This is a genomic window from Streptomyces piniterrae (genome assembly GCF_005048155.1).
GTDB lineage: Bacteria > Actinomycetota > Actinomycetes > Streptomycetales > Streptomycetaceae > Streptomyces > Streptomyces piniterrae.
The window spans coordinates 264809-288318 of record NZ_SUMB01000013.1; the positions used below are offsets into that span (position 1 = coordinate 264809).

General features: G+C 72.9%; 20 protein-coding genes. 5 read left to right on the forward strand and 15 right to left on the reverse strand.

Features of this window, described 5'->3' with window-relative positions; genetic code table 11:
* Window positions 1–24: 24 nt before the first annotated feature.
* Window positions 25–1248 carry an MFS transporter gene (locus tag FCH28_RS31655; RefSeq protein WP_136743616.1) on the forward strand — a complete coding sequence of 408 codons (1224 nt, stop codon included), beginning with the start codon at window positions 25–27 and terminating at the stop codon, window positions 1246–1248.
* 79 nt (window positions 1249–1327) lie between these two features.
* Here the strand turns inward: FCH28_RS31655 and FCH28_RS31660 are convergent, their stop codons facing one another.
* Complete coding sequence (locus FCH28_RS31660; protein ID WP_136743617.1) at window positions 1328–1804, reverse strand: acyl-CoA thioesterase; 477 nt, start codon at window positions 1802–1804, stop codon at window positions 1328–1330.
* Between the two features lie 163 nt (window positions 1805–1967).
* Here FCH28_RS31660 and FCH28_RS31665 point away from each other — a divergent pair, with 163 nt between their 5' ends.
* Window positions 1968–3362: a uracil-xanthine permease family protein gene (locus FCH28_RS31665; protein WP_136743618.1), complete on the forward strand. Its 1395-nt coding sequence runs from the start codon at window positions 1968–1970 to the stop codon at window positions 3360–3362.
* Window positions 3363–3425: 63 nt separating this feature from the next.
* On the opposite strand, the gene FCH28_RS31670 is transcribed toward FCH28_RS31665, so the two are convergent.
* Window positions 3426–3881 (reverse strand): phospholipase, encoded by a 456-nt coding sequence (locus FCH28_RS31670; protein WP_136743619.1) that lies wholly within the window; start codon window positions 3879–3881, stop codon window positions 3426–3428.
* A 200-nt stretch (window positions 3882–4081) separates the two neighbouring features.
* Between FCH28_RS31670 and FCH28_RS31675 the strand changes: the two genes are divergently transcribed.
* Window positions 4082–4837, forward strand: a complete 756-nt coding sequence (locus tag FCH28_RS31675; RefSeq protein ID WP_222852471.1) for a DUF5995 family protein — start codon at window positions 4082–4084, stop codon at window positions 4835–4837.
* A gap of 43 nt (window positions 4838–4880) precedes the next feature.
* On the opposite strand, the gene FCH28_RS31680 is transcribed toward FCH28_RS31675, so the two are convergent.
* From FCH28_RS31680 to FCH28_RS31695, 3 genes are all read right to left on the reverse strand, one after another.
* Window positions 4881–6575, reverse strand: a complete 1695-nt coding sequence (locus FCH28_RS31680; RefSeq protein WP_136743620.1) for a flavin monoamine oxidase family protein — start codon at window positions 6573–6575, stop codon at window positions 4881–4883.
* A 234-nt stretch (window positions 6576–6809) separates the two neighbouring features.
* Window positions 6810–7619, reverse strand: coding sequence for a carbon-nitrogen hydrolase family protein (locus tag FCH28_RS31690; protein ID WP_136743621.1), 810 nt, complete (start codon window positions 7617–7619; stop codon window positions 6810–6812).
* Window positions 7620–7789: 170 nt separating this feature from the next.
* Window positions 7790–8707: a LysR family transcriptional regulator gene (locus tag FCH28_RS31695; RefSeq protein WP_136743622.1), complete on the reverse strand. Its 918-nt coding sequence runs from the start codon at window positions 8705–8707 to the stop codon at window positions 7790–7792.
* A gap of 54 nt (window positions 8708–8761) precedes the next feature.
* Here FCH28_RS31695 and FCH28_RS31700 point away from each other — a divergent pair, with 54 nt between their 5' ends.
* Window positions 8762–10213: an MFS transporter gene (locus FCH28_RS31700; RefSeq protein WP_136743623.1), complete on the forward strand. Its 1452-nt coding sequence runs from the start codon at window positions 8762–8764 to the stop codon at window positions 10211–10213.
* Here FCH28_RS31700 and FCH28_RS31705 read toward each other — a convergent pair.
* The 9 genes from FCH28_RS31705 to fmt all read right to left on the reverse strand — a co-directional run bounded on the left by FCH28_RS31705 (window position 10210) and on the right by fmt (window position 20032).
* Window positions 10210–10665, reverse strand: coding sequence for an Lrp/AsnC family transcriptional regulator (locus tag FCH28_RS31705; RefSeq protein ID WP_136743624.1), 456 nt, complete (start codon window positions 10663–10665; stop codon window positions 10210–10212). The genes FCH28_RS31700 and FCH28_RS31705 overlap by 4 nt on opposite strands.
* 10 nt (window positions 10666–10675) lie before the next feature.
* Window positions 10676–12148: an amino acid permease gene (locus FCH28_RS31710; protein ID WP_136743625.1), complete on the reverse strand. Its 1473-nt coding sequence runs from the start codon at window positions 12146–12148 to the stop codon at window positions 10676–10678.
* Between the two features lie 435 nt (window positions 12149–12583).
* Window positions 12584–14047, reverse strand: a complete 1464-nt coding sequence (locus tag FCH28_RS31715; protein ID WP_136743626.1) for a GuaB1 family IMP dehydrogenase-related protein — start codon at window positions 14045–14047, stop codon at window positions 12584–12586.
* A 119-nt stretch (window positions 14048–14166) separates the two neighbouring features.
* Window positions 14167–14619 (reverse strand): barstar family protein, encoded by a 453-nt coding sequence (locus FCH28_RS31720; protein WP_136743627.1) that lies wholly within the window; start codon window positions 14617–14619, stop codon window positions 14167–14169.
* A gap of 289 nt (window positions 14620–14908) precedes the next feature.
* Window positions 14909–15340, reverse strand: a complete 432-nt coding sequence (locus tag FCH28_RS31725) for a guanyl-specific ribonuclease (RefSeq protein ID WP_136743628.1) — start codon at window positions 15338–15340, stop codon at window positions 14909–14911.
* 99 nt (window positions 15341–15439) lie between these two features.
* Complete coding sequence (locus FCH28_RS31730; protein WP_136743683.1) at window positions 15440–16429, reverse strand: sugar-binding transcriptional regulator; 990 nt, start codon at window positions 16427–16429, stop codon at window positions 15440–15442.
* 335 nt (window positions 16430–16764) lie between these two features.
* A complete protein-coding gene (rpe, locus tag FCH28_RS31735) occupies window positions 16765–17445 on the reverse strand; it encodes a ribulose-phosphate 3-epimerase (RefSeq protein ID WP_136743629.1) in 681 nt (226 codons plus the stop codon).
* 78 nt (window positions 17446–17523) lie between these two features.
* Window positions 17524–18963, reverse strand: a complete 1440-nt coding sequence (locus tag FCH28_RS31740; protein ID WP_136743630.1) for an RsmB/NOP family class I SAM-dependent RNA methyltransferase — start codon at window positions 18961–18963, stop codon at window positions 17524–17526.
* A 130-nt stretch (window positions 18964–19093) separates the two neighbouring features.
* Entirely contained in the window at window positions 19094–20032 is a 939-nt protein-coding gene (fmt, locus tag FCH28_RS31745) for a methionyl-tRNA formyltransferase (RefSeq protein WP_136743631.1), read from the reverse strand.
* A gap of 281 nt (window positions 20033–20313) precedes the next feature.
* On the opposite strand from fmt, the gene FCH28_RS31750 reads away from it, so the two are divergent.
* Window positions 20314–20859, forward strand: coding sequence for a hypothetical protein (locus FCH28_RS31750; RefSeq protein WP_136743632.1), 546 nt, complete (start codon window positions 20314–20316; stop codon window positions 20857–20859).
* Window positions 20860–21019: 160 nt separating this feature from the next.
* On the opposite strand, the gene FCH28_RS31755 is transcribed toward FCH28_RS31750, so the two are convergent.
* Window positions 21020–23158: a primosomal protein N' gene (locus tag FCH28_RS31755; RefSeq protein ID WP_136743633.1), complete on the reverse strand. Its 2139-nt coding sequence runs from the start codon at window positions 23156–23158 to the stop codon at window positions 21020–21022.
* Window positions 23159–23510 lie beyond the last annotated feature (352 nt).

Consider the following 23510-nt stretch of genomic DNA (forward strand, 5'->3'; position numbering starts at 1 on the left):
GCGGGGCCGGGGAAGCTGACCCATGTGCGTGCACCCGGCAGCGCGGCGAACAACCCATCGGCCCAGCCCAGGCGCAGCGCCATCGCCCTGGTCTTTCTCGTCCACGGCGCGGTGACCGGCAGTTTCGCCACCCGCATTCCCTGGATCCAGGACCACACCGGCATCACCCCCGGCCAGCTCGGCCTGGCCCTCGCCTTCCCCGCGATCGGTGCGTCCCTGGCCATGCCGCTGGCCGGCCGGATCAGCCATCGTCTGGGCGCCCGCACCGCGCTGCGCGTACTGCTCGCCCTCTGGACGCTGGCGCTGGCCGTGCCCGCCTTCTCCCCCGGCCTGTACGCGCTCTGCGCGGCGCTGCTGCTCTACGGTGCCACCTCCGGGATGGCGGACGTCGCGATGAACGCGCTGGGCGTGGAGACCGAGGACCGGCTCGGCCGGCCGATCATGTCGGGCCTGCACGGCATGTGGAGCGTGGGCGCGCTGCTGGGCTCGGCGGCCGGCACCGTCGCCGCGCACGCGGGGACGGACGCCCGGCTCCATCTGGGCGGCGCAGCCCTCGCGTTGACCGTCCTCGGGGCGCTCGTCTGCCAGGGTGTGCTGGATCTGCGCAGCGGCCCCGGGGAGCACCCGCCGCCGCGCTTCTCGCTGCCGCCCAGGTCCGCGCTGCTGATCGGCGCGGTGGGGTTCTGCGCGGTGTTCGCGGAGGGCTCGGGGCTGGACTGGTCGGCGGTCTATCTCCGCGACGTTCTGGGTACCGACGCGGGCCTGGCGGCCGCCTCGACCACCGCCTTCGCCTGCACGATGGCGGCGGCCCGGCTGGCCGGCGACGCGGTGGTGGCCCGCTTCGGCGCGGTGCGCACCGTACGGGCGGGCGGGGTGCTGGCGACGGCGGGCGCCCTGCTGGTGACGACGGCGGGGCATCCGGCGCCGGCGTTGGCCGGGTTCGCGCTGATGGGCCTGGGTATCGCGGTCGTGGTGCCGCTCGCCTTCGCGGCCGCCGCGCGCAGCGGCCCCGCGCCCAGCCAGGCGATCGCGGGCGTCGCGACGATCACCTACACGTCCGGCCTGATCGCGCCGTCCGCGATCGGCGGTGTCGCCGAGGCGACCTCGCTGACGGTGTCGTTCGGGCTGGTCGCGCTGCTGGCGTTCGGGCTGGTCATGGGTGCGCGGGTGGTGCGGACGCCGGGGCGCGCGGCGGAGGAGGCACCGGTGCCCAGGGCCGCGCCGGCCACCGATCCGGACCGGTCGTGACCGGCGCCCCGATGACCGGTGCTTCCGGCCACGGCCGTGTCCCGGCCCGGCCGCTGTGCGGGCCCCGCCCCCGCGGCGGTCAGGCCGCCTCCGCCTCCGCCTCCGGGCGCAGCAGCTCCGCCGCTATCGTCCGGGCGCGCTCCGACCACGGCGTGGGCCGCAGCGCCTGCGGGTCGACGCGTACCAGCACCCGGTGGCCCTGCGCATAGGTGCCGGTGCCGTCCGCGTCGCAGAGCCGGAAGCCGTAGGTCAGGCCGGTGCGGCCGAGGCGTTCGACCCACAGGTGCGCGGCGTAGTGGCCTGGCCGGGTGACCGGGCGCTCGTAGGAGACGCGCATTTCCTTGATCACATTGCACATGTCGCCCGCGGCGGCCCAGTCGCCGTCGAAGCCGAAGCCCAGGCCGTGCCAGTACTCGGCCCAGGCGCGCTCGACGAGCAGCGGGTAGCGGGAGTTGTGGAGCATGCCGAGCGCGTCGAGGTCGTCGAAGTGGACGGTGACGGGGACCAGTTGCCCGTACGGGACGGGTGGGGCGGACTGGAGGGGTTCGACGCTCACGGGTTCGCTGCTCCTGAGATTCTTGCCGCGGTCGCTGCGGCAGTGGGTGCCGCCGGGGCCGCTGTTACGGGACCGAGCCATCGTAAGCGGCTGCTTAGAATGCTTTGTCCCCCCGGTATGAAGACCTCGTTACGAAACCCCGTGACGAAGAAGTGGAGCTGTCATGGGCCTCGGTGTGCGCTGGACCGTGCATGGCGACGGGCGCAACCCGGCCCCCGGAGCCGTGGTCGGCCCGGACGAACGGCTGTCGTGGCCGCGGACCGCGGGCCTGGGCGCACAGCATGTCGTGGCGATGTTCGGCGCCAGTTTCGTCGCGCCGGTGCTGATGGGCCTCGACCCCAACCTCGCGATCATGATGTCCGGCGTCGCGACGGTCATCTTCCTGCTCGCCACCCGCGGCCGGGTGCCTTCCTACCTGGGCTGTTCGCTCTCGTTCGTCGGGGTCGCGGCGGTCATCCGGGCGCAGGGCGGCAGCAGTGCGACCGTGACCGGTGCGGTGCTGGTGGTCGGTGTCGCGCTCTTCCTCGTGGGCGTGGCCGTCCAGCGGTTCGGGGCACGGATCATCCACACGGCGATGCCCCCGGTGGTCACCGGCGCGGTGGTGATGCTGATCGGCTTCAATCTGGCGCCGGTGACGGCGAGCACCTACTGGCCCCAGGACCAGTGGGTGGCGCTGCTGACGATGCTGGTCACCGGGCTCGCCGTGGTCTGTCTGCGCGGCTTCTGGTCGCGGATCGCGATCTTCCTCGGGCTGGTCTTCGGCTACGCCGTCTCCTGGCTCTTCGACCGGGTCTTCGGGATGATCCATTCGGTGAACGGCGCCGGCAAGGTCACCGACCACTGGCGGCTGGACTTCTCGGCGGTCGGCTCGGCGGACTGGATCGGACTGCCCTCGTTCCACGGGCCGAGCTTCGAGTGGTCGGCGATCCTGGTCGCGCTGCCCGTGGTGATCGCGCTGGTCGCGGAGAACGCCGGGCACGTCAAGGCGGTCGGCGAGATGACCGGCGACCCGCTGGACGACAAGCTCGGCACCGCGATCTCCGCGGACGGCGCGGCCTCGGTGCTCTCCACCGCGCTCGGCGGCCCGCCCAACACCACCTACTCCGAGAACATCGGCGTGATGGCGGCGACCCGGGTCTACTCCACCGCGGCCTACTGGGCCGCTGCCGGCTTCGCCCTGCTCTTCGGCCTGTGCCCGAAGTTCGGCGCGGTGGTCGCCGCGATCCCCGGCGGGGTGCTGGGCGGTATCACCGTCATCCTGTACGGCATGATCGGCCTGCTCGGTGCGCAGATCTGGGTGCACAACAAGGTGGATCTGCGCAATCCGCTCAATCTGGTGCCGGTCGCGGCGGGCGTCATCATCGGCATCGGCGGTGTCGGCCTGCGGATCAGCGACCACTTCGAGCTGAGCGGCATCGCGCTGGGCACCCTCGTCGTCCTCTCCGGCTACCACGTGCTGCGCGCGCTGGCCCCCGCACATCTCAAGGCGCAGCCGCCGCTGCTGGACGAGGGGACGTCGTCGTACGACGAGGCCGCGGAGCGGCGGGAGACGGGCTGACCGGCGTGGACGGCGCGGGGTGCGGACGCTGGTGGTCATGCCCCGCGCCCCGTCCGGCGCAGCTCAGCCGAACTTCTTGACGGCCTGGTAGTACGTCCAGGCCAGCGCTCTGCAGGAGCGGCTCTTCATGCCCGAGTAGCGCTTGCAGACCCGTTTCAGGTCCTCGTACAGGGCGCTGTCCAGCCGTGATTTGTTGGCCGGGAACGTGCCCGCGTGCTTGTAGTTGCGGTAACCGAAGTCATGCCGCGCGCAGGAGATCTCGAAGGGGAAACCGAGCGGATTGTCGGGCGACGTCGAGCAATAGTCGGTGGACCAGTCGAATCCGTATGCGGACCATTGCGACTGATTTCCACGGGCGGCCACCCAGATCGCGTAGCTGATCGCACTCGTCTGGGTCCAGCTCGACAGGACGCGGGGCTTGTCGGCGGGCGTTTCTAACTGCGCCGGGGAGGCCGCGACCAGCAGCGCTGACACGCTGAGGAGGGGAGTGGACAGGGCGGCGGCAAGTCGTCGGGACATGCGTCAACCTCCGGAATTCGGCGCCGTGTCGAACGCAGCCGTTCCTGGGGACGCCGAAATTATGCGGTTCTCAAAGGCCGTTGCCGCTCTCCGCGGCTCGACCGGAAAAGCCACAAGAGGGCGCGCCGTTTATTACCCCGATCCGGTCATGACCACTCGGCGGCCGTCGATATTCACCGGCCGGATGTCACGCTGAGCGAATGACGACGACTCAGCAGTGGGGCGGACAGGGTGAGCAGGACGCGACCGGGGAGTCGGACGCACCGCCCGCCGCTGGGGCGAAGCGCGCGACGGCCACGGGGGTGGCGGGCGTGCTGGCGCGGATGCGGGCGCTGGATGCGGCGCTGCCCGCCGACGACGGGGTGGCCGTCTTCAACCGGGTCTATCTGACCGTCACCGAAGCGGTGGCCCGGCGCATCGGGGACGGCGCCTTCCAGGATCCGTCGGCCGCCGGCGAGCTGGACGTCCACTTCGCGGAGCGCTACTTCGACGCGGTGGACGCCGCGGCCGCCGGGCGGCGGCCGCCCGCCTGCTGGCGGCCGCTCTTCCAGCTCCGCCGCCACCCGGGCGTGCGTCCGCTGCAGTTCGCGCTGGCCGGTATCAATGCGCACATCGGGCACGATCTGGCGCTCGCCGTAGTGGACACCTGCCGGGCGCTGGACTGCGAACCGCCGTCCCTGGCAGCGGACTTCGACCGTATCGGGGACGTCCTGACCGGCCTCGAGGAGCGGATCCGGGAGAGTCTGATGCCCGGCCCCGACGTGCTGGACATCGCCGATCCGCTCACCCACCTCGCCGGTTCCTGGAGCCTGGAGATGGCCAGGGACGGCGCCTGGGCGGCGGCCCGGATGCTGTGGGGCGCGCGCCGGCTGCCCGAGGTCGCCGAGGAGTTCACCGAGCGGCTGGACGCAAGCGTGGGCCTGGTCGGCCGGTGCCTGCTCACGCCGCTGAACTGAGGCGCCCAGCGGGTGAGCGGGCAGGTTTGGCCGGTGGCCCGCGTCAGTCCTCCGGGAGCTCGACCGGCGCGATCTCGTCGTACACGTCACCGGGTCCCGGGTTGCTCGCGTCGGTGCCGCCACCGAAGTGGTGCATCACGCCCCACACCGCGTTCAGCGCGGTCTGCACGGCGCCCTCGGCCCAGCCCGCGGTCCACGAGATGTCGTCGCCCGCCAGGAAGATGCCGCGCTTGTCCTCGGGCAGCCGGTCCTGCATGAAGTGGGTGAACAGACGGCGCTGGTAGCGGTAGTGGCCGGGCAGGTTGGCCTTGAAGGCGCCCATGAAATAGGGCTCGTTCTCCCAGGACACGGTGACCGGGTTGCCGATGATGTGGCTGCGGATGTCGACGTTCGGATAGATCTCGGACAGCGACTTCAGCATGACCTCCATCCGCTCGTTGGCGTTCAGCGGCAGCCACTTGAGGCTGTCGTCGCACCAGGTGTACGAGAGGCAGATGACGGCCGGCTGGTCCGGGCCGTTGTCGAGCAGATAGGTACCGCGGGTCATCCGGTCGGTGAGCGTCATACTCATCACGTCCCGGCCCGTCTCCTCGTCGGTGTCCAGCCAGAAGGGCCGGTCGACGGGCACGAACAGCTTGCTCGACTCCATGTAGTGGGTGCGCTCCATCGCCGTCCAGTGGTCGATGGGGAACAGCGCGTCGTCACAGGCGATCTTCGACAGCAGCATCCAGGACTGCGCGGTGAACACGGCCGCCTCGTACGTACGGATGTCGCCGTCCGCGTCGGTGACGGTGATCCGGTTGCCGGCCGTACGGTTGAGCCGGGTCACGGCCGGGCGGGGCGCGCCGTCGTGCAGCGACGCCAGCGAGGTGCCCTGCGCCCAGTGGACGATCTTCTCCGGCTCGCGCTCCCAGAGGCGCAGCGGCAGCTGCTGGCTGCCGCCGACGATGCCGCGGTGGTGGTCGTCGGCCTCGGTGTAGACGACGCGGAGGATCTCCAGGATGGAGTTGGGGAAGTCGGTGTCCCAGCCGCCGGTGCCGAAGCCGACCTGCCCGAAGATCTCCCGGTGCCGGAAGGACTTGAAAGCGGTCGAGTCGCAGAGGTAGCCGTAGAAGGTCTGGTTGTCGAGCTTCTCCACCAGGCGGGCCCAGATCTCACGGATGCGCGGGACGTCGCGCTCGCGGATCGCCCGGTTCATGTCGGAGAAGTCCGCGCCCTCTTCGAGGCAGGCGTTCCAGGCGTCCATGACCTGGTGGTAGACCTCGGGGAGGTCGTCCACGGTGCGGGCGTAGTGCGACTCGCCCTTGAGGTCGACGATGGTCGAAGGGGTGTCCGGGGCCAGCGGGTTGGGGAACGGCCTGGTCTTCAGGCCCACCAGGTCGATGTAGTGCTGGAGGGCGGTGGAGCTGGGCGGGAAGCGCATCGCGCCCATCTCGGCGGTCAGGGAGGGGTCGCAGCCCTCGAAGCCGACGGTGCGCAGCCGGCCGCCGATCTGGTCCGCCTCGTAGACGACGGGCTTGAGGCCCATCTTCATCAGCTCGTAGGCGGTGATGATGCCGGAGAGGCCGCCGCCGATGACCGCGACCTCCTTGCCGTGCTCGACCGCGGGGATCTGGCCGAGGCCCGCCGGGTGGGCGAGGAAGTCGTCGTAGGCGTACGGGAAGTCCGGGCCGAACATGGTGATCGGCGGCTGGACATCCGCGTGGTGGGCGGCGGCGGTGGGCACCGTGGACGTCATCGGGGTACGACTCCTTGCGGACAGCGCAAAGCAGGGCAGAGCGGGGCGGGGCAGGGGGCAGAGCGGGGGGATCGGGCGGGAGCGGAGCAGGGGGGATCGAGGCGCGCCGGGGTGCGGCGGCGCGGCCGGACGGTGCGGCTTTACGGCTTTGAGGCTTCGGGTCGGGCGGGGCGGATCAGGTGGCGGCGCGGCGGATCGGGCGGCTGGGTGGATCGGGCGGCTGGGCGGATCAGGTCATGTCAGTGATCCGTACAGCTCCGCCCGGCGGTCGTGCAGATACGGGTTGTCCACCCGCGATTCCTTCAGGAAGGCGGCGTCGACGTCGGCCGTCACCAGCTGCTCGGCGCGGCCGGCGCGGGCGCGTACGACACCGTCCGGGCCGGCCAGGCAGCTGAGGCCGACGAACTCGAACTCGCCCTCCGCGCCGACCCGGTTGACGTACGCGACATACATCTGGTTCTCGAAGGCGCGCACCGGGATCACCGACTCCGCGACGAACTGGAAGGGGTGCATCTGGGCCGTGGGCACCAGCAGCAGATCGGTGCCGGCCAGGGCGTGCGCCCGGACGTTCTCCGGGAACTCGACGTCGTAGCAGATCATGATGCCGATCTGGACGCCGTCGAGCTGGGCCTGGACGACGGGGGTGTCGCCGGGCGTGAACCACTCGCGCTCGAAGCAGCCGAAGAGATGCGTCTTGCGGTAGTTCGCGAGGCGGGTGCCGTCCGGGCCGATGAGCTGCGCGGAGTTGTAGACGGGGCCGCCGGGGTCGCCGGCCGGGCGCTCCGGGTAGCCGTAGAGGATCGCGATGCCGTGGTCGGCGGCGATCCGGGCGACCTCGTCGGCGCTCTCGCCGTCGGCCGGCTCGGCGAGCTCGCCAACACCGGAGCCGATGGCATAGCCGGTCAGGAACAGCTCGGGGCACACCAGCAGCCCGGCACCGGACGACGCCGCGTCGCCGGCCGCCCAGGCCAGCACCTTGAGGTTGTACTCCACATCGCCGGGCCGGCCCGAACTCTGGAGCAGGGCGGTACGCAACGACGACATGGGACCCCTCGGCGGGACGGTTGGGCGGGACGCATTGACGGTACGGGCCACCGGCGATCCTGGACAAGCCGCCACCGTTGCGTGCCCGCGGAGGATTCATTGCGCTTTCAAGGGCCTCCGCGGCGATTCGTTGCGCCCCGCGTCTGCGCAGGTCGGACGGGGCGTGCGGGCTAGGCGCCGACCGTCTCCGCCATGACCTGCCGTACGAGTGCGCGCAGCCAGATGTGGCCGGCGTCCGCGTCCTGGCGGGGGTGCCAGGCCATGGCCATGGTCATCGAGGGCAGGTCGAGCGGGATCTCCAGCGTCCGCAGCCCCAGCCTGCGGACTGTCGCGGCCCCGATCCGTTCGTTGCTCAGCCCCACCGCGTCGCTGTCCTGCACCATCATCAGCGAGGCGGCGAAGGTGGGAACGGTGGCGATCACCTTGCGGCGCAGTCCCCGCTCGGCGAGTGCCGCGTCGATGGGTCCGGTGAGGCGGCCGCGGCGGGAGAAGTTGATGTGCGCGGCGTCGGCGAAGCGGCGCGCGGTGAGTTTCGCGGCGGTGAGCGGATGCCCTTCGCGCACCACCGCGACGCCGCGGTCCTCGAAGAGTTCCTCGGTCCGGATCTCCGGCTCGCGGCTGTCGATGACGCCGAGCTCCAGGTCGGCGGCGCCGTCGCGCAGCAGCGGTACGTCGATATGGCTCTCGCCGAGGAAGCGCAGCACCACCTGGGGCGCCTCCCTGGCGGCGCGGGCGACGAGCCGCGGGCCGACGGCGGTGACGAGGAGATCGTTGGCGTTGATGGTGAACACCCGGGCCAGCTGGGCCGGGTCGGCGGGCGCCGACGGCGCGAGTACACCGTGCGCCGCCTCCACCAGCCGCCGTACGTCGGCCCTGATCTCCAGGGCGCGCGGGGTCGGCACCATCCGGCGGCCGGCGCGTACGAGGACGGGGTCGCCGATCGTACGGCGGATGCGGCCCAGCGCGCGGCTCATGGCAGGGCCGGAGAGCCCCAGCCGGTCGGCGGCCGCGGTGACGCTCTCCTCTTCGAGCAGGGCGTCCAGCGCCGTCAGCAGGTTGAGGTCGATGTTTGCGTTTCGCGCAATCATGCAGTGCACACCTTGCAGTTGAGGTCAACTGGCAGCGACTCTAGCCTCCCCGCCATGACCTCGACCGTTTCCGCTTCTCCTGCCACCGCTGTCGGCGCGCCCCGCGACCGGCGGTCCGTGACGGCCGCGATGTGCGCCTGTGTGCTGGTCGCGCAGTCGCTGGTCGCGGCGATCAACCTCGCCGTCCCCAAGATCGCCGCGAGCGGTCTGCATCCGTCCGCCGCCCAACTGCTGTGGATCGTCGACATTTACGTACTCGTCTTCGCGGGACTGCTGATCCCGGCCGGTGCGCTCGGCGACCGGTTCGGCCGCAAGGGCGTCCTGCTGACCGGGCTCGGTGTCTTCGCCGCCGGGGCCCTGCTGAGCGCGCTGGCGCCCGCCCTCCCGGTCCTGCTGGCGGGCCGCGCGCTGGCGGGCGCCGGCGCCGCGCTGCTGGTGCCGGCGACCATGTCCGTGCTGCTGCACTCCTGCCCTCCCGACCGCAAGGCCGGAGCCGTCGCCGCCTGGAGCGCGGCCATGGGTGTGGGCGGCATGGTGGGCAATGCGGGCGGCGCGCTGATCCTCCAATATCTGCCCTGGCAGGGCCTGTTCTGGGCGTATGTCCCGCTGGCGCTGGGCCTGTCCGGCTGGGTGGCGCTGGCCGCGCCCCGGGTCCCCCGGCAGACCGCGGCACTGGACCTGCCCGGCTCCGGGCTGCTGGTGCTCGGCTCGGCCGCGCTGCTGTTCGGCATCATCGAGGGCCCCGGGCTCGGCTGGCTCTCCCCCGCCGTGCTCGGCGCGTTCGCCCTGGCCGTCGCCGTCTTCACGCTGTTCGTACGGCATGGCCTGCGCGCCGCGCACCCGGTGCTGGACCCCCGGCTGTTCCGTCTGCCCCGGCTGCGTGCCGGAGCTGCCGGACTGGCGGTGGCCTTCTTCGGAATGTTCGCCCTGTTCTACGTCAACGCCCAGTTCCTGCAGTACGTGAAGGGCTATTCACCGCTGCAGACGGGCTTGGCGATCGTGCCGCTGGCGTTCGGGATGATGGCGGTGACGAAGTACGGGATGCGCGGGGCGCGGCGGCTCGGCGAGGCCAGGACGGTCGGCGCGGGGCTGGGGCTGATAGCCGTCGGCCTGCTGCTGCTCTCCACCGCGGAAGCCGGCACACCGTACCCGCTCTACCTGCTGTTTCTCCTGCTGATGGTGGCCGGTGCGGGGCTTGCGATGCCGACGCTGTCCCATGCCGTCGTGGCGTCCGTCCCTGCCCGCCGCTCGGGGATGGGCTCCGGACTCCAGGGCGCGGCAAGGGAGTTGGGGGCCGCGCTGGGGATCGCCGTGGTGGGCACCGTACTGTCCGTGCGCTTCGCCTCGGGAACGGGGCACGGCGCCGCGGCGGCCACCGCCTTCACCGACGCCACGGCGCTGGGTTATCGCATCGCGGCGGGCGTCGTGCTCCTCGCGGGCATCGCCGTGGTCACCGGCCTGCGCAGCGGCGTACGGGCCAGGCGCCGGCCCAGGGTCCGGCCCTAGCCCGGCGCCCCCGACCCGAACCGCCGCAGCAGCGGCGAGAGCACCAGCACGGACTTGGTCCGCTCCACGAAGGGCTCGCCCGCTATGCGTTCCAGTACCCGCTCGAAGTGCCGCATGTCGGAGGCGAAGACCTGGACGATGGCGTCCGCCTCACCTGTGACGGTGGAGGCGGACGCCACTTCCGGGTAGCGCGACAGACCGCGGTGGATCGCCTCGGGCGAGGTGTTCCGACTGCAGTAGAGCTCGATGAACCCCTCGGTCTCCCAACCGAGCGCCGCCGGATCGACCCGTACGGTGAATCCGGTGATGGCGCCGTCGGCCCGCAGCCGGTCCACCCGCCGCTTGACGGCCGGGGCGGACAGGCCGACCTCCTGGCCGATGTCGGCGTAGCTGCGGCGGGCGTCCTCGGCGAGGGCGTGGACGATGCGTTCGTCGAGATCGTTCAGTCGCACTGCGGGTGGGTCACTTCTCTGCTGTGGCCAATCGGGACCGGCGCATGCCGTATCCGAAGTAGACCACAAGGCCGACGGCCATCCAGACACCGAAGACCACCCAGGTCACGGCGCCGAGCCTGGTCATCATGCCCACACAGAGCAGAAAACCGATCGCCGGGAACAGCGGGGAGAGCGGCGTACGGAAGGTGCGCGGCATCTCGGGGCGGGTGCGGCGCAGCACGATCACCGCGATGTTGACCAGCGCGAACGCGAAGAGGGTGCCGATGCTGGTGGCGTCGGCCAGCTCGCCGAGCGGCACCGCGGCGGCGAGCACCCCGCAGAACAGCGAGACGATCACGGTGTTGGCGCGCGGCACCCCGCTCTTGGGGTGCACCTTGGAGAACGCCTTGGGCACCAGGCCGTCCCGGGACATCGCGAAGAGGATGCGGGTCTGGCCGTAGAGCACGGTCAGTACGACGCTGGCGATGGCGATGACCGCGCCGAAGGCGAGCAGTACGGCCCAGAAGCCCTGGCCCGTGACGTCCTTCATGATCCCGGCCAGTGCGGCCTCCGAGCCCTCGAACTTCTGCCAGGGCATCGCGCCGACGGCGATGGCCGCGACCAGGCAGTACAGCGCGGTGACGATCACCAGCGAGAGCATGATCGCGCGGGGCAGGTCGCGCTGCGGGTTCCTGGCCTCCTCGCCGGCCGTGGAGGCCGCGTCGAAGCCGATGTAGGAGAAGAAGAGGGTCGCGCCGGCGGCACTGACGCCCGCCATGCCCAGCGGCATGAAGTTGGCGTAGTTCCCGGACCGCACGCCCTGCACGGCGACACCGCAGAACAGCAGCAGCGCGACGATCTTGACGACCACCATGATGGTGTTGGCGCGGGCGCTCTCCTTGGCGCCGCCCAGCAGGAACACCATCGCCAGCATCACGACCAGCAGGGCCGGCAGGTTGAAGATGCCCCCGTCACCGGGCGGCTGGGACAGCGCGTCGGGGATGGTGAACCCGACGGTGCCGCCCAGGAATTCGTTCAGATACTGGCCCCAGCCGACGGCGACGGCCGCGACCGAGACGCCGTACTCCAGGATCAGACACCAGCCGCAGACCCAGGCGATCAGTTCGCCGAGGGTGGCGTAGGCGTAGGAGTAGGACGATCCGGAGACCGGGATGCTGCCGGCCAGCTCCGCGTACGACAGGGCGGAGAACAGGGCGGTGATGCCCGCGAGGACGAACGCGAGGACGACGGCGGGTCCGGCGTCCGGGACGGCCTCGCCGAGGACCACGAAGATGCCGGTGCCGAGCGTGGCACCGATGCTGATCATGGTCAGCTGCCACACGCCCATCGAGCGGCGGAGCGTGCCGCCCTCGCCCTTGCCGCCCTCCGCGACCAGTCTCTCGACCGGTTTGCGCCGCATCAGCCGGGTCCCGAGGCCGCCGGGGGCGGGCGGCCGGGTGTCGCGGTCCCCTGCGGGCGGGGCTGCGCCTTGCTCCAACACTGGGGTGGCTCCTTTATCGCTGCCGTTTGTCACTGGCGGTCGGATGACGGGCAACCGCGACGGCCGGCATGCGGGCAGCGCGAAGCACGACCCGCAGGGTGACCGCCGAGCAGGCGGTCACCGCCACTCCACGTACTAGCGCATGACCTTACGGCCCGGCCCTGACCTGCCGTAATGCGGGTTCCTTGCGCAGCTACATCTGATCGTTGCGCACCGGCGCCGCGGGCGGTGGTTCGTTGCGCGCCAGGTTTCGATCGAGTACCCCGCCGGCCCGGTGTCCACGGGCCGGACACCGCGGCGCCCGCACACCGGACCGTTTTGTGGCGGCCGGTCGCGTGTCCGGGCCGGTCCGTCCCGGACATGCGACCGGCCCCGCACCGATGCGGTGCGGGGCCGGTGAGCGGCGCTCCGGGGCCCGTGTGCGGCCCCGTGCCATCAACTCCAGCTGTCGTGGAGGGGCTTGCCCTCGGCGTAGCCGGCGGCGCTCTGCACACCGACGACGGCCTTCTCGGCGAACTCCTCCAGGGAGCCGGCGCCGGCGTAGGTGCAGGAGCTGCGGACACCCGCGATGATCGAGTCGATCAGGTCCTCGACGCCGGGGCGGGCCGGGTCGACGAACATCCGCGAGGTGGAGATGCCCTCCTCGAACAGCCCCTTGCGGGCCCGGTCGTAGGCCGACTCCTCGCTCGTACGGTTGCGCACCGCGCGCGCGGAGGCCATGCCGAAGCTCTCCTTGTACGGGCGCCCGTCGGCGGTGTGCTGGAGGTCGCCGGGCGACTCCAGCGTGCCGGCGAACCACGAGCCGATCATGACGTTGGACGCGCCCGCGGCCAGCGCCATCGCGACGTCGCGGGGGTGCCGGACGCCGCCGTCGGCCCAGACGTGCTTGCCGAACTTCTTGGCCTCGGCGGCGCACTCCAGCACCGCGGAGAACTGCGGACGGCCGACGCCGGTCATCATCCGGGTGGTGCACATGGCGCCGGGCCCGACGCCGACCTTGATGATGTCCGCGCCGGCCTCGATGAGGTCGCGGACGCCCTCGGCGGCGACGATGTTGCCCGCCACGATCGGGACCTGCGGGTTCAGCGCCCGGACGGCCTGGACCGCGCTGATCATGGACTCCTGGTGGCCGTGCGCGGTGTCCACGACGAGCGCGTCCACGCCGGCGTCCAGCAGCGCCTTGGCCTTGCCGGCCACATCGCCGTTGATGCCGACGGCGGCGGCGATCCGCAGCCTGCCGTGGGCGTCGGTGGCGGGGGTGTAGAGGGTGGCGCGGAGCGCGCCCTTACGGGTGAGGATGCCGACCAGCATGCCGTCCGCGTCGACCGCCGGCGCCAGCTTGCGGTTGGCGGCGTCGAGGCGGTTGAACGCCTCCCGGGGGTCGATGTCCGCGTCCAGGACCAGCAGGTCCTTGGACATGACCTCGGAGACCTGGGTGAAGCGGTCCACGCCCGCGAGGTCGTGCTCGGTGACGACGCCGACCGGACGGCCGCTCTCGACGACGATGCCCGCGCCGTGCGACCGCTTGGGCAGCAGCGACAGGGCGTCCGCGACGGTCGAGATCGGGGACAGCACGATCGGCGTGTCCAGAACGAGGTGACGGCGCTTGACCCAGGTCACGACCTCGGTGACGACGTCGAGCGGGATGTCCTGCGGGATGACGGTCAGGCCGCCGCGGCGGGCGACGGTCTCGGCCATCCGGCGCCCGGCGATCGCCGTCATGTTGGCGACCACAAGGGGAATGGTGGTGCCGCTGCCGTCGTGCGCGGACAGATCCACGCCCTGGCGGGAGCCCACCGCGGAGCGGCTGGGCACCATGAACACATCGTCGTACGTCAGGTCGTAGGGCACCGAAGAACTCTCTTCGAGGGCGCCGTTCTTCGGATTCAGGAATCGCATACCCCCAGGATACGGGGCCTGACCAGGACTCATGCGATTGTCCGACCGGGCGGTGCGCCGTGTGTGTGATCCGCCAAGCGGGCCGCGGGACCGGGCCTGCCGGGCGGCCGGTACGGCCGTTACCCGCCGGCTCGCGCCCGCCCCCTGGCCATGATCACGGCCAGCCCGGTGTCCTTGTCCCGCCAGTACCCCACCGCGTCCGCCAGCACCTCCTCCAGGACGCTCCAGTCGTCGGGGGCCGCGGAGGCATAGTCCTGCCAGCCGGTCACGACGAGCAGCCGGCCCCGGTCCGCCGGGCACCAGGACAGATCGGTGAGGCAGTCGGAGAGGGCGTCCCAGTTGCGGCCGAACCAGTCCGGCAGCCGCAGTGCGCGGGCGCAGCGGTCCATGAACTCGGCCTTGTCCGCGGTCCCTTCGAGGTTCAGGGCGGCACCGCTCCAGCCGGCCTCCCGGGCGGCGGTCAGCGCGTCCGCCACGGAGCGGTCCGCCGGCCAGGACAGCACGCCCGGCGGCGTACTGCCATCGAGCACCGCCGCGAGCGGCCGCGGCACGAAAGGCACAGCATCCGTCATCGGAGCACCGCCTTGCCGCGTCTCCCGGGTGGCAACCCCCGGACCCCCGGCCACACCGCCAGGCCGCCATCGAACACCAGGAACGTCATCGGAGCACCGCCTTCCTGCATCCCCCAGGGGACAACCCCCGGCCCCCCGGCCGCACCACCTGGCCGCACCACCTGGCCGCCGTCGAACACCAGGAACGTCATCGGAGCACCGCCTTGCCGCATCCCCCGGGGGACACCCCCCGGCCCCCCGGCCACACCGCCAGGCCGCACCACCTGGCCGCCATCGAACACCGCGAATGTCATCGGAGCACCGCCTTGAAAGTTCGGTAGTGGTCGTCGGTGTAGAAGGTCTCGTGGCCGGTGCCGGTGATCAGGCGCCGGGCGCCACGGTCCCGCGAGCCGGGCGTACGGACCGTGTACTCGTGGTAGTGGCCGCGCGGCTGACGGGGCAGCAGCCGTTCGTGGTTGCCGAAGACGGAGCCGTCCTTCGGGTACGGGAAGGGCCCGCCGGCGTCGATGAGCCGCAGCGTGTCCCTGGCCTGGGTGGGCAGCTCGCCGACCGGGACGGCCGGCATCCCCTTGGCCCAGCCCGGTATGCCCGCGGACCGCGATCCGGCCGAACTCCCCTTGCCGGCACCGCCCGTGGAGCAGCCCGTCAGCACCAGCAGCAGCCCGGCGAGCAGCGCGCCGACGACGGCGGCGGCCCGGTGGGGACGGGAGCGGATCTTCATGGCGCCGATGCTGTCACAGCAATGCCGGCGCTGCGCGCCGATGACCGCGCGACGGAGTAGCGACGGAGTGGCGGACGCCCGGGGCACCCGCCGTCGGCGTCAGGCCCCGTCGGGGTCCGCCCGGTCCAGGGCGGGGCGCGGCCCGGGGCCGGTCTCCAGCAGCAGGTGGTCGGCGGCCGCGGTGTCCGTGACCAGGCTGGTGACCAGCCCGGAGCGCAGGACCGCGCCGATCGCGGCGGCCTTGCGCCGGCCACCGGCGATCGCCACGACCTCGGGGATACGGCGCAGCCGGTCCGCCTCGACGGTGATGCAGCGCTCGCCGAGGTCCCGGCCGATGCGGCGGCCCTCGGCGTCGAAGAGGTGCGCGGACATCTCGGCGGCGGCACCGAGCGAGGCGTAGTGCTCCCGCTCCTGCTCCGAGAGCATGTCGTAGACGGTCGAGACGCCCGGCTCCCAGGAGCCGATGGAGACGCAGGCGACGGTGACCTTGTCGAAGTAGTCGAAGGCGCGGGCGATACCGGTCTGGCCGCGCAGCGCGGCCGCGGTCGCCGAGTCCGGCAGCAGCATCGGCGCGTAGATCGGATGCGCCTCGCCGCCGGAGACGTCGGCCGCCCGGCGGACCGCCTCGACCGAGCCGCGGTCGGCGGTGCCCGCGTCGTACACGCCGGTCAGCTGGACGACGGTGCAGGGCGGCAGCCGGTGCAGCGCGGCCGCCATGTGGATCGTCGACCGGCCCCAGGCCAGGCCCAGGACGTCGCCCTCGGCGACCAGCTCGCCGAGGAGGTCGGCCGCGACCTCGCCGAGGTTCTCCGGGTCGGCGGCGTCCTCGGAGGCGTCCGCTGGCGACTCGACGACGACCGCGTGCCGCAGGCCGTAGCGGGCCCGCAGGGCGTCGGAGCGTTCGGCGTCCAGTTCGGAGGGCACCCGAATCTCGATCCGTACGAGATCGCGTTCCAGGGCCGTCTCCAGCACCCGGGCGACCTTGAACCGGCTGACGCCGAACTCCTCCGCGATCTGGATCTTGGACTTGCCCTCCAGATAGAAACGGCGGGCCATGGCCGCGGCCTGCACCAGCTCGGCAGGGCCCATTCCCGATTGCGGGCGGCTGGCTACCACGAATTTCTCCCCTTTGGCGCATCTGATCGAGTCTTTGCTCATCCTTGCAGAAACCCGAGGTCGGCGGGGACCATGACCGCTCCGACGGCCGTGAACGCTCGGTTGCGGCAGGGCCAACCCGGGGCGCGGACGCTGGTGAGGACGGTACCCCCGCACTCGGGGAGCGTCCCCGGAATCACCAACCACAGGCCAAAGAATCGCAAACCGTGAGCCGTACGCTCTCAAGCTACGAGCCCGGAACCCCGATCACCAGAGCCACGACCACCGGAGCCGCAACCGCTGCGGCCGAGGCCACCGCGGACACGGTCTCAGTGCGCGCAGCCCCAGCCGTTCGCCGACGCCGCCTCGGCCTTCTCCCGCAGGTCGCGGACCGCCTTGGCCGGATCGTCCGCGCCGTACACCGCGGAGCCCGCGACGAACACATCGGCACCGGCCTCGGCGCACCGCTCGATGGTGGACGCCGAGACACCGCCGTCCACCTGGAGCCACAGCTCCAGGCCGTGCCGGGAGATCAGCTCACGGGTGCGGCGGATCTTCGGCAGCATGATGTCGAGGAACGCCTGACCGCCGAAGCCGGGCTCCACGGTCATGATCAGCAGCATGTCGAGTTCGGGCAGCAGATCCTCGAACGGCTCGATCGGCGTGGCCGGCTTGAGTGCCATCGACGCCCGCGCGCCCAGCGCCCGGATCTCCCGCGCGAGCCGCACCGGCGCCGCCGCGGCCTCCGCATGGAACGTCACGGAGCCGGCCCCGGCCTCGACGTACTGCGGCGCCCAGCGGTCCGGGTCCTGGATCATCAGATGCAGATCCAGGGGCGTGTCCGTCGCCTTGCTCAGCGACTCGACGACCGGCACGCCGAGGGTGAGATTCGGGACGAAGTGGTTGTCCATGACGTCGACGTGCAGCCAGTCGGCGCCCTCGACGGCCCTCGCCTCCTCTGCGAGGCGGGCGAAGTCGGCGGACAGAATGCTGGGGTTGATCAAGGCCATGCCCCCAAGTATGTCCTGCCCGGCCGGCAGCCCCGAAGGGGGACCGCGTACAGGGCCGCCGGACCACGCCCCGCAGGCTCAGCCGGTACGCCGCAGCAGCGCCAGATACATCGCGTCCGTACCGTGCAGATGCGGCCACAGCTGCACGTCAGGACCGTCTCCCAGCGCCGGGACACCCGGCATCAGCGGCCGTGCGTCGATCCACTCCACCTCCACCGCGGGGCCGCCGCGCCCCTTGAGGACGTCGTCCACCACGGCCCGGGTCTCGGCCGGGTGCGGCGAGCAGGTGGCATAGCCGACGACCCCGCCGACCCGTACGGCCGCCAGCGCCTGCCGCAGCAGTTCGCGCTGCAGCGGCGCGAAACCGTCCAGGTCCTCGGGGCGGCGGCGCCAGCGCGCCTCGGGCCGCCGGCGCAGCGCCCCCAGGCCGGTGCACGGCACGTCGACCAGCACCCGGTCGAAGGCGCCGGGGCGCCAGGCGGGCCGGGTGCCGTCGGCGGCGATGACCTGGTACGGGCCGGGGTTGCCGGCGAGCGCCCGCGCCACCAGGCGCGCACGGTGCGGCTGCTTCTCCGAGGCCACCAGGGCGGCACCGCGCTGCGCCGCGAGCGCGCCCAGCAGCGCCGCCTTCCCGCCGGGGCCCGCGCAGCCGTCCAGCCAGGCCAGGTCCGACCCCTCGACGGGCGCGTTCGCCAGCGCCAGCGCGACCAGCTGGCTGCCCTCGTCCTGTACGCCGGCCCGCCCCTCGCGCACCGGGTCCAGCGCGCCCGGCTCGCCGCCCTCCGCGAGCCGCACCGCGTACGGGGACCAGCGGCCCGGCAGCGCGCTCTCCTCGCCGACGGCCGCCAACAGCTCCTCGGTGGTGGCCCGGCCCGGCCTCGCCACCAGCGTCACCTCGGGCCGCTCGTTGTCCGCGTCCAGCAGGTCCTCGATGCCGGCGCGGCCGCCGCCGAGGGCGTCCCACAGCGCGGAGACGATCCAGCGCGGATGCGCGTGCACGATGCCGAGGTGCTCCTCGGGATCCTCGTCGTAGTCCGGGGCGACCTGCTCCAGCCAGCTGTCCATGTCGTGGGCCGCGACCTTGCGCAGCACCGCGTTGACGAACTTGGCCCGCCCGTCGCCCAGCACGACCCGCGCCAGCTCCACGCTGGCACTGACCGCGGCATGCGTCGGGATGCGGGTGCCGAGCAGCTGGTGCGCGCCGAGCGTCAGCACGTCCAGGACCGGCGGGTCGACCTCGCGGAGCGGCCGGTCCACGCACCGGGCGACGATGGCGTCATAGGTGCCCTGCCGGCGCAGCGTCCCGTACACCAGCTCCGTCGCCAGCGCCGCGTCCCGGCTGTCGAAGTCGCCGCCCTCGCGCGCCTTGCGCAACAGCGGCGGCAGCACGAGATTCGCGTACGCGTCCCGCTCGTCCACGGCCCGCAGTGCCTCGAACGCGAGGATCCTGACCGGGTCCTTCTGCGGGCGGCGGTAGGGCTTGCGGGTGCCGTGACGGCGGGGCGGCTGCTGACTCACAGAAAAGGTGCTCCGGATACGAGATGAAGAGGTGTGGTCAAGCCTACGCGGAGGCGCGGCGGGGCACCCGCCGGGACGGGCGGGCGCGGGCCGGCCGGGCGGGGTCTTGGCCGCCCGGCGCCTCGCCGGGTCAGTCGCCCAGCCGCTCGCCGTGCTCGATGCGTACGCCGCGCGCCCAATCGGCGCCCTTCATCGGCTTCTTGCCCTGCGGCTGGACCCAGACGAGCTCGACGGGATGGCTGCCGGTGCCGACGTACACCGCCTTCTTCGTGACGGCGAGTTCGCCGGGTGCGAGTTCCGGTTCGGTGTGGGCCGGGGCGGAGGCGGCGGACATCAGCTTGAGCCGCTCGCCGCGGAAGACGGTCCACGCGCCGGGCGCGGGCGCGCAGCCGCGGATCACCCGGTCCACCCGCAGCGCCGGTGCCGTCCAGTCCACCTTGGCGTCCTCGACCTCGATCTTCGGCGCGAGGGAAACGCCCTCCTCCGGCTGCGGAACCGCCTTCAGGGAGCCGTCCTCGATGCCGTCCATCGTCGCGACGAGCAGCCCGGAACCGGCGAACGCGAGCCGGGTCAGCAGATCGCCGCTGGTGTCCGTCGGCCGTACCTCCTCGGTCAGCACGCCGTAGACCGGTCCCGAGTCCAGGCCCTGCTCGATCTGGAAGGTCGAGGCGCCGGTGACCTCGTCGCCCGCGAGCACCGCATGCTGGACGGGCGCCGCGCCACGCCACGCGGGCAGCAGCGAGAAGTGCAGATTGACCCATCCCCTGGCGGGAATGTCGAGCGCGACCTTCGGCAGCAGCGCACCGTAGGCGACCACCGGGCAGCAGTCCGGTGCGATCTCCCGCAGCCGGGCGAGGAAGTCCTCGTCGCGGGGCTTGACGGGCTTGAGCACCTCGATGCCGGCCTCCTCCGCGCGCTCCGCGACGGGGCTGGCGACCAGCCGCCGGCCGCGGCCCGCCGGGGCGTCGGGCCTGGTCACGACGGCCACGACCTCATGCCGGTCCGAAGCGATCAGGGCATCGAGGGCGGGTACGGCGACCTCGGGGGTACCGGCGAAGACGAGCCTCATGGGTGGCGCACTACCTCTCACACGCAGCGGAACGACGCACCAGTCTATGGGGCCGAAAGGGCGCGGGCACCGGAGTCACCGGTCAGCGCCAGGCCCATGTGCCCTGACTCCAGGGGGCGTACGGACCTGTCCGCGCCCCGCGCGGAAGCTCGTACGCCCCCACACCGTGACCACAGCCGCTGCTGTCGCGTTGGTCAAACAGCATTGACCTTTTACCGGGCCGCTTTGGCGGCCCGATCCTTTTCACCTTCCTTTTCCACGCCGGTTCGAGAGGCTTGCTCATGGCCGACCACGCAACCCACGACGCCCAGGCGCGCGCCAGCCTGCATCTCCTGGTGCGGGACATCGAGCGGGTCCGCCGGCAGGTGGACGCGCTGCGCACCCTGACCGCGCAGCTCGGCAACGTCTACCGGCCGCGGCGGACCGGGCCCTCCGCGGGCTTCGTCGTCTACGGGCGGGCGCCCGCCCCGACGGTGCGTCTGGCCCAGGAACTGCGGGACAGCGTCGAAACACTGGTCACGGCGGCGGTCGACTTCGACCGTTCGCTGGGGTTCTCCTGGGACGCGGTGGGCTCGGCGCTGGGCGTCACCAAACAAGCGGTGCACCGCCGTTACGGGGCCCGCCGGGCCACCGCCCAGCCCGCCGCCGACAGCGGTGAGCCGACGGCCCGTTCGTCCGACGCCGCCGGGGCCCGCGCGGTGACCGTGGCCGCGGGCCTGCCCGCCGCGCCGTCGGTCCCCGCCGCCCGTTCCCTGCCCGCCCAGCCGACCGCGGCCACCCGTGACGAGGCCCGTCCCGGCGCCCTCCCCGGCCCCCGCAACGGCTGACGCCGCCTCGGCCGGGAAGCTCACCGCACGCCCGCCGACCCGCTTTCCGCCGCTCGCCCACGCCCCGGGACCGCCCGCCGACAACGGTCCCGGGGCGGCGCCATGTCCCGCCCGTGCGGCCACCGCCCGGCGCCGGACCCGGCCGCACCCCAGGCCGACGTCACCCGAGGTCGGGCGGATCGATCCGCACCCGAACCGGCTCGCCCTCCCGCTTGACCAGCCGCGCCGCGCGGGCCGCCTTGAGCGCCGCCGCGAGGGCCGCGCCCTGGCCTGGCCGGACCCGTACGAGCGCGCGCTGCCACTCCTCGCCCGGCGGCGGATCGCCGGGCCTGCGGGGGCGCCCCGGGTCCGGCACCGGTATCGGAACGGGCCCCAACACCTCGGCGCCCTCGGGGAGTTCGGCCGCCTTCAGCAGCTCGGCGACATCCTCGATACGCCCGGCCACCGAGGCCATCCGGGACACCGGAGGGAAACCCAGCTCGGCCCGCTCGGACAGCTCCCGCACCGCATGACCGGCCGGATCCCAGCGCACCAGCGCCTGCACGGGCCGCAGCGTCGGCTCCGCGATCACCGCGACCGTACCGCCCTCCGCCTGGCCGCGGACCAGCGAGGCGGCGCCCAGCCAGCGGCGCAGCGCCTCCTCCCCCGCCCGCAGATCCGGCCGCCCCAGCAGCGCCCAGCCGTCCAGCAGCAGGGCGGCCGCGTACCCGCCCTCCGCGACCGGCTCGGCGCCTGGTGTGGAGACGACGAGGGCGGGCCGGTCGGGCACGGTGTCCAGGATGTGATCACGCCCTGAGGTGCGCACGGGAACCTCGGGGAAGGCCCGCCCGAGCTCCTCAGCGGTGCGCCGGGCGCCGACGATCTGCGCCCGCAGCCGCGGGCTGCCGCACTCCGCGCAGTGCCAGTCCGGCGCCCCCTGACCGCACCAACCGCAGCACAGCGCGCTGTCGTTGCTCCGTGCCTCCAGCGGCCCGGCGCAGTGCCGGCACCGCGCGGGCACCCGGCACCGCTCGCAGGCCAGCCGCGGTACGTACCCTCGGCGCGGCACCTGCACCAGCACCGGACCGCGCGCCAGCCCCGCGCGCGCCGTCTGCCAGGCGAGCGAGGGCAGCCGGGCGACGCGCGCCGCCTCGTCGCGGGCCGCCTCGACGTCGTCGACCGTACGGATCAACGGCGCGGCCGTACGCACCTGTTCGCGCGCGGCCTCCAGCGGCCGGGCCCACCCGGTCTCCACCAGCTGGGTGGCCTCCACGGTGCGCCCCAGGTCGCCGATCAGGCAGGCCGCCTTCTCGTGCACGGCGCGGAGCAGCAGCACGTCACGGGCGTGCGGGTGCGGGGCGTTGGTGTCGCTGTGGCTGGAATTCCCGTCGTCCCAGATGGCGACGAGCCCCAGGTCCGCCACCGGTGCGTACATCGCGGCGCGGGTGCCCACGACGGCCCGCACGGCGCCCCGGCGTATCGACAGCCAGCGCCGGTAGCGCTCCTCGGGCCCCGAATCCGCCACCAGTACGGTGTGCAGCCCCGCGCCCACCAGCTCCGTCAGCGCCGCGTCCACCCGGGCCGCCGACCGCCCGTCCGGCATCACGACCAGGGCGCCCCGCCCGGACGCCAGGGCCGCCGCCACCGCGGCGGCCAGCTCCCACGGCCAGTGCGGCCCCGGCAGCGCGGTCCACACGGCGCGCGGCGTGCCCCCGTGCGCCAGCGCCTCCAGGAACGCGGGGCCCTGCGGGTAGCGGGCCCAGCTCGCCAGCGACGGCACGGCGGGCGGTGGCGGCGGCGCCGGGAAGCGCTCCGCCTCGGCCTTGGCGTTGCGCGGCGGAATGGCCAGTTGCAGCACGTCGGCGAGCGATCCGGCGTAGCGGTCGGCCACCGCCCGGCACAGGGCCAGCAGCGGCGGGCTGAGCACCGGCTCCGGCGAGACGACCTGTGCGATCGCCGCCAGCGGGCCGCGGTAGTCGGACTCGGCGACGCGCTCCACGATGTACCCGTCGAGCAGTCCCCCGCCCTCGCGCCGGCCCTCGCGCACCCGGCCGGTCCCCGCCCCGAACCGCACCCGGACCCGCACCCCGGGCCGCGCCTCCTCGTCCAGCTCCGCGGGCACGGCGTAGTCCCACAGCTTGTCGAGATGCACCGGCCCCTTGTCCACCAGCACCCGCGCCACCGGCAGCTCCCCCGCCAGCTCGGCGCCCCGCCACGTGCGCGGCTTGGCCCGGGGCGGCTTCGCCTTCCGCACGGTCTCGCGGATCAGCGCCAGCTGCTCGCCCCGCTCCCCCGGATCCCGCCCGTTCTCACTGCTCACAGCTCAAGTCTTAGCAGACACCTCGGACAACGCCCGGCCCCCGATCCGAACCCCGTCGGCCCCCTACCCGCCGCCCACCCGCCCCTTTTGTTTTTCCCCGCCGCCCACCCCCCTTCGGGGGGTGGGTGGGTGTGGTGCGTTGGTTCCCCCCGGGGGGCGATGCGGGGTGGGCGGGTGTAGTCCGTTGGCTCCCCCCAGGGGCAATGCGGGTGGGCGGGCCCCGGGGGCAATGCCGGGTGGGCGGGCGCAGCGCGTTGGCTCCCCCCCGGGGGGCGATGCCGAGTGGCCGGATGCAGTGCCTTGGCTCCCCCCGGGGGCAATGCCGAGTGGCCAGATGTAGTCCGTTGGCTCC

What these genes read in the sequence shown, in the direction of transcription:
- FCH28_RS31665 (WP_136743618.1), top strand. Translation starts at nt 1,968, where the DNA reads ATGGGCCTCGGTGTGCGCTGGACCGTGCATGGCGACGGGCGCAACCCG.
- FCH28_RS31670 (WP_136743619.1), bottom strand. Translation starts at nt 3,881, where the DNA reads ATGTCCCGACGACTTGCCGCCGCCCTGTCCACTCCCCTCCTCAGCGTG.
- FCH28_RS31675 (WP_222852471.1), top strand. Translation starts at nt 4,082, where the DNA reads ATGACGACGACTCAGCAGTGGGGCGGACAGGGTGAGCAGGACGCGACC.
- FCH28_RS31680 (WP_136743620.1), bottom strand. Translation starts at nt 6,575, where the DNA reads ATGACGTCCACGGTGCCCACCGCCGCCGCCCACCACGCGGATGTCCAG.
- FCH28_RS31690 (WP_136743621.1), bottom strand. Translation starts at nt 7,619, where the DNA reads ATGTCGTCGTTGCGTACCGCCCTGCTCCAGAGTTCGGGCCGGCCCGGC.
- FCH28_RS31695 (WP_136743622.1), bottom strand. Translation starts at nt 8,707, where the DNA reads ATGATTGCGCGAAACGCAAACATCGACCTCAACCTGCTGACGGCGCTG.
- FCH28_RS31700 (WP_136743623.1), top strand. Translation starts at nt 8,762, where the DNA reads ATGACCTCGACCGTTTCCGCTTCTCCTGCCACCGCTGTCGGCGCGCCC.
- FCH28_RS31715 (WP_136743626.1), bottom strand. Translation starts at nt 14,047, where the DNA reads ATGCGATTCCTGAATCCGAAGAACGGCGCCCTCGAAGAGAGTTCTTCG.
- FCH28_RS31720 (WP_136743627.1), bottom strand. Translation starts at nt 14,619, where the DNA reads ATGACGGATGCTGTGCCTTTCGTGCCGCGGCCGCTCGCGGCGGTGCTC.
- FCH28_RS31725 (WP_136743628.1), bottom strand. Translation starts at nt 15,340, where the DNA reads ATGAAGATCCGCTCCCGTCCCCACCGGGCCGCCGCCGTCGTCGGCGCG.
- FCH28_RS31730 (WP_136743683.1), bottom strand. Translation starts at nt 16,429, where the DNA reads ATGGGCCCTGCCGAGCTGGTGCAGGCCGCGGCCATGGCCCGCCGTTTC.
- rpe (WP_136743629.1), bottom strand. Translation starts at nt 17,445, where the DNA reads ATGGCCTTGATCAACCCCAGCATTCTGTCCGCCGACTTCGCCCGCCTC.
- fmt (WP_136743631.1), bottom strand. Translation starts at nt 20,032, where the DNA reads ATGAGGCTCGTCTTCGCCGGTACCCCCGAGGTCGCCGTACCCGCCCTC.
- FCH28_RS31750 (WP_136743632.1), top strand. Translation starts at nt 20,314, where the DNA reads ATGGCCGACCACGCAACCCACGACGCCCAGGCGCGCGCCAGCCTGCAT.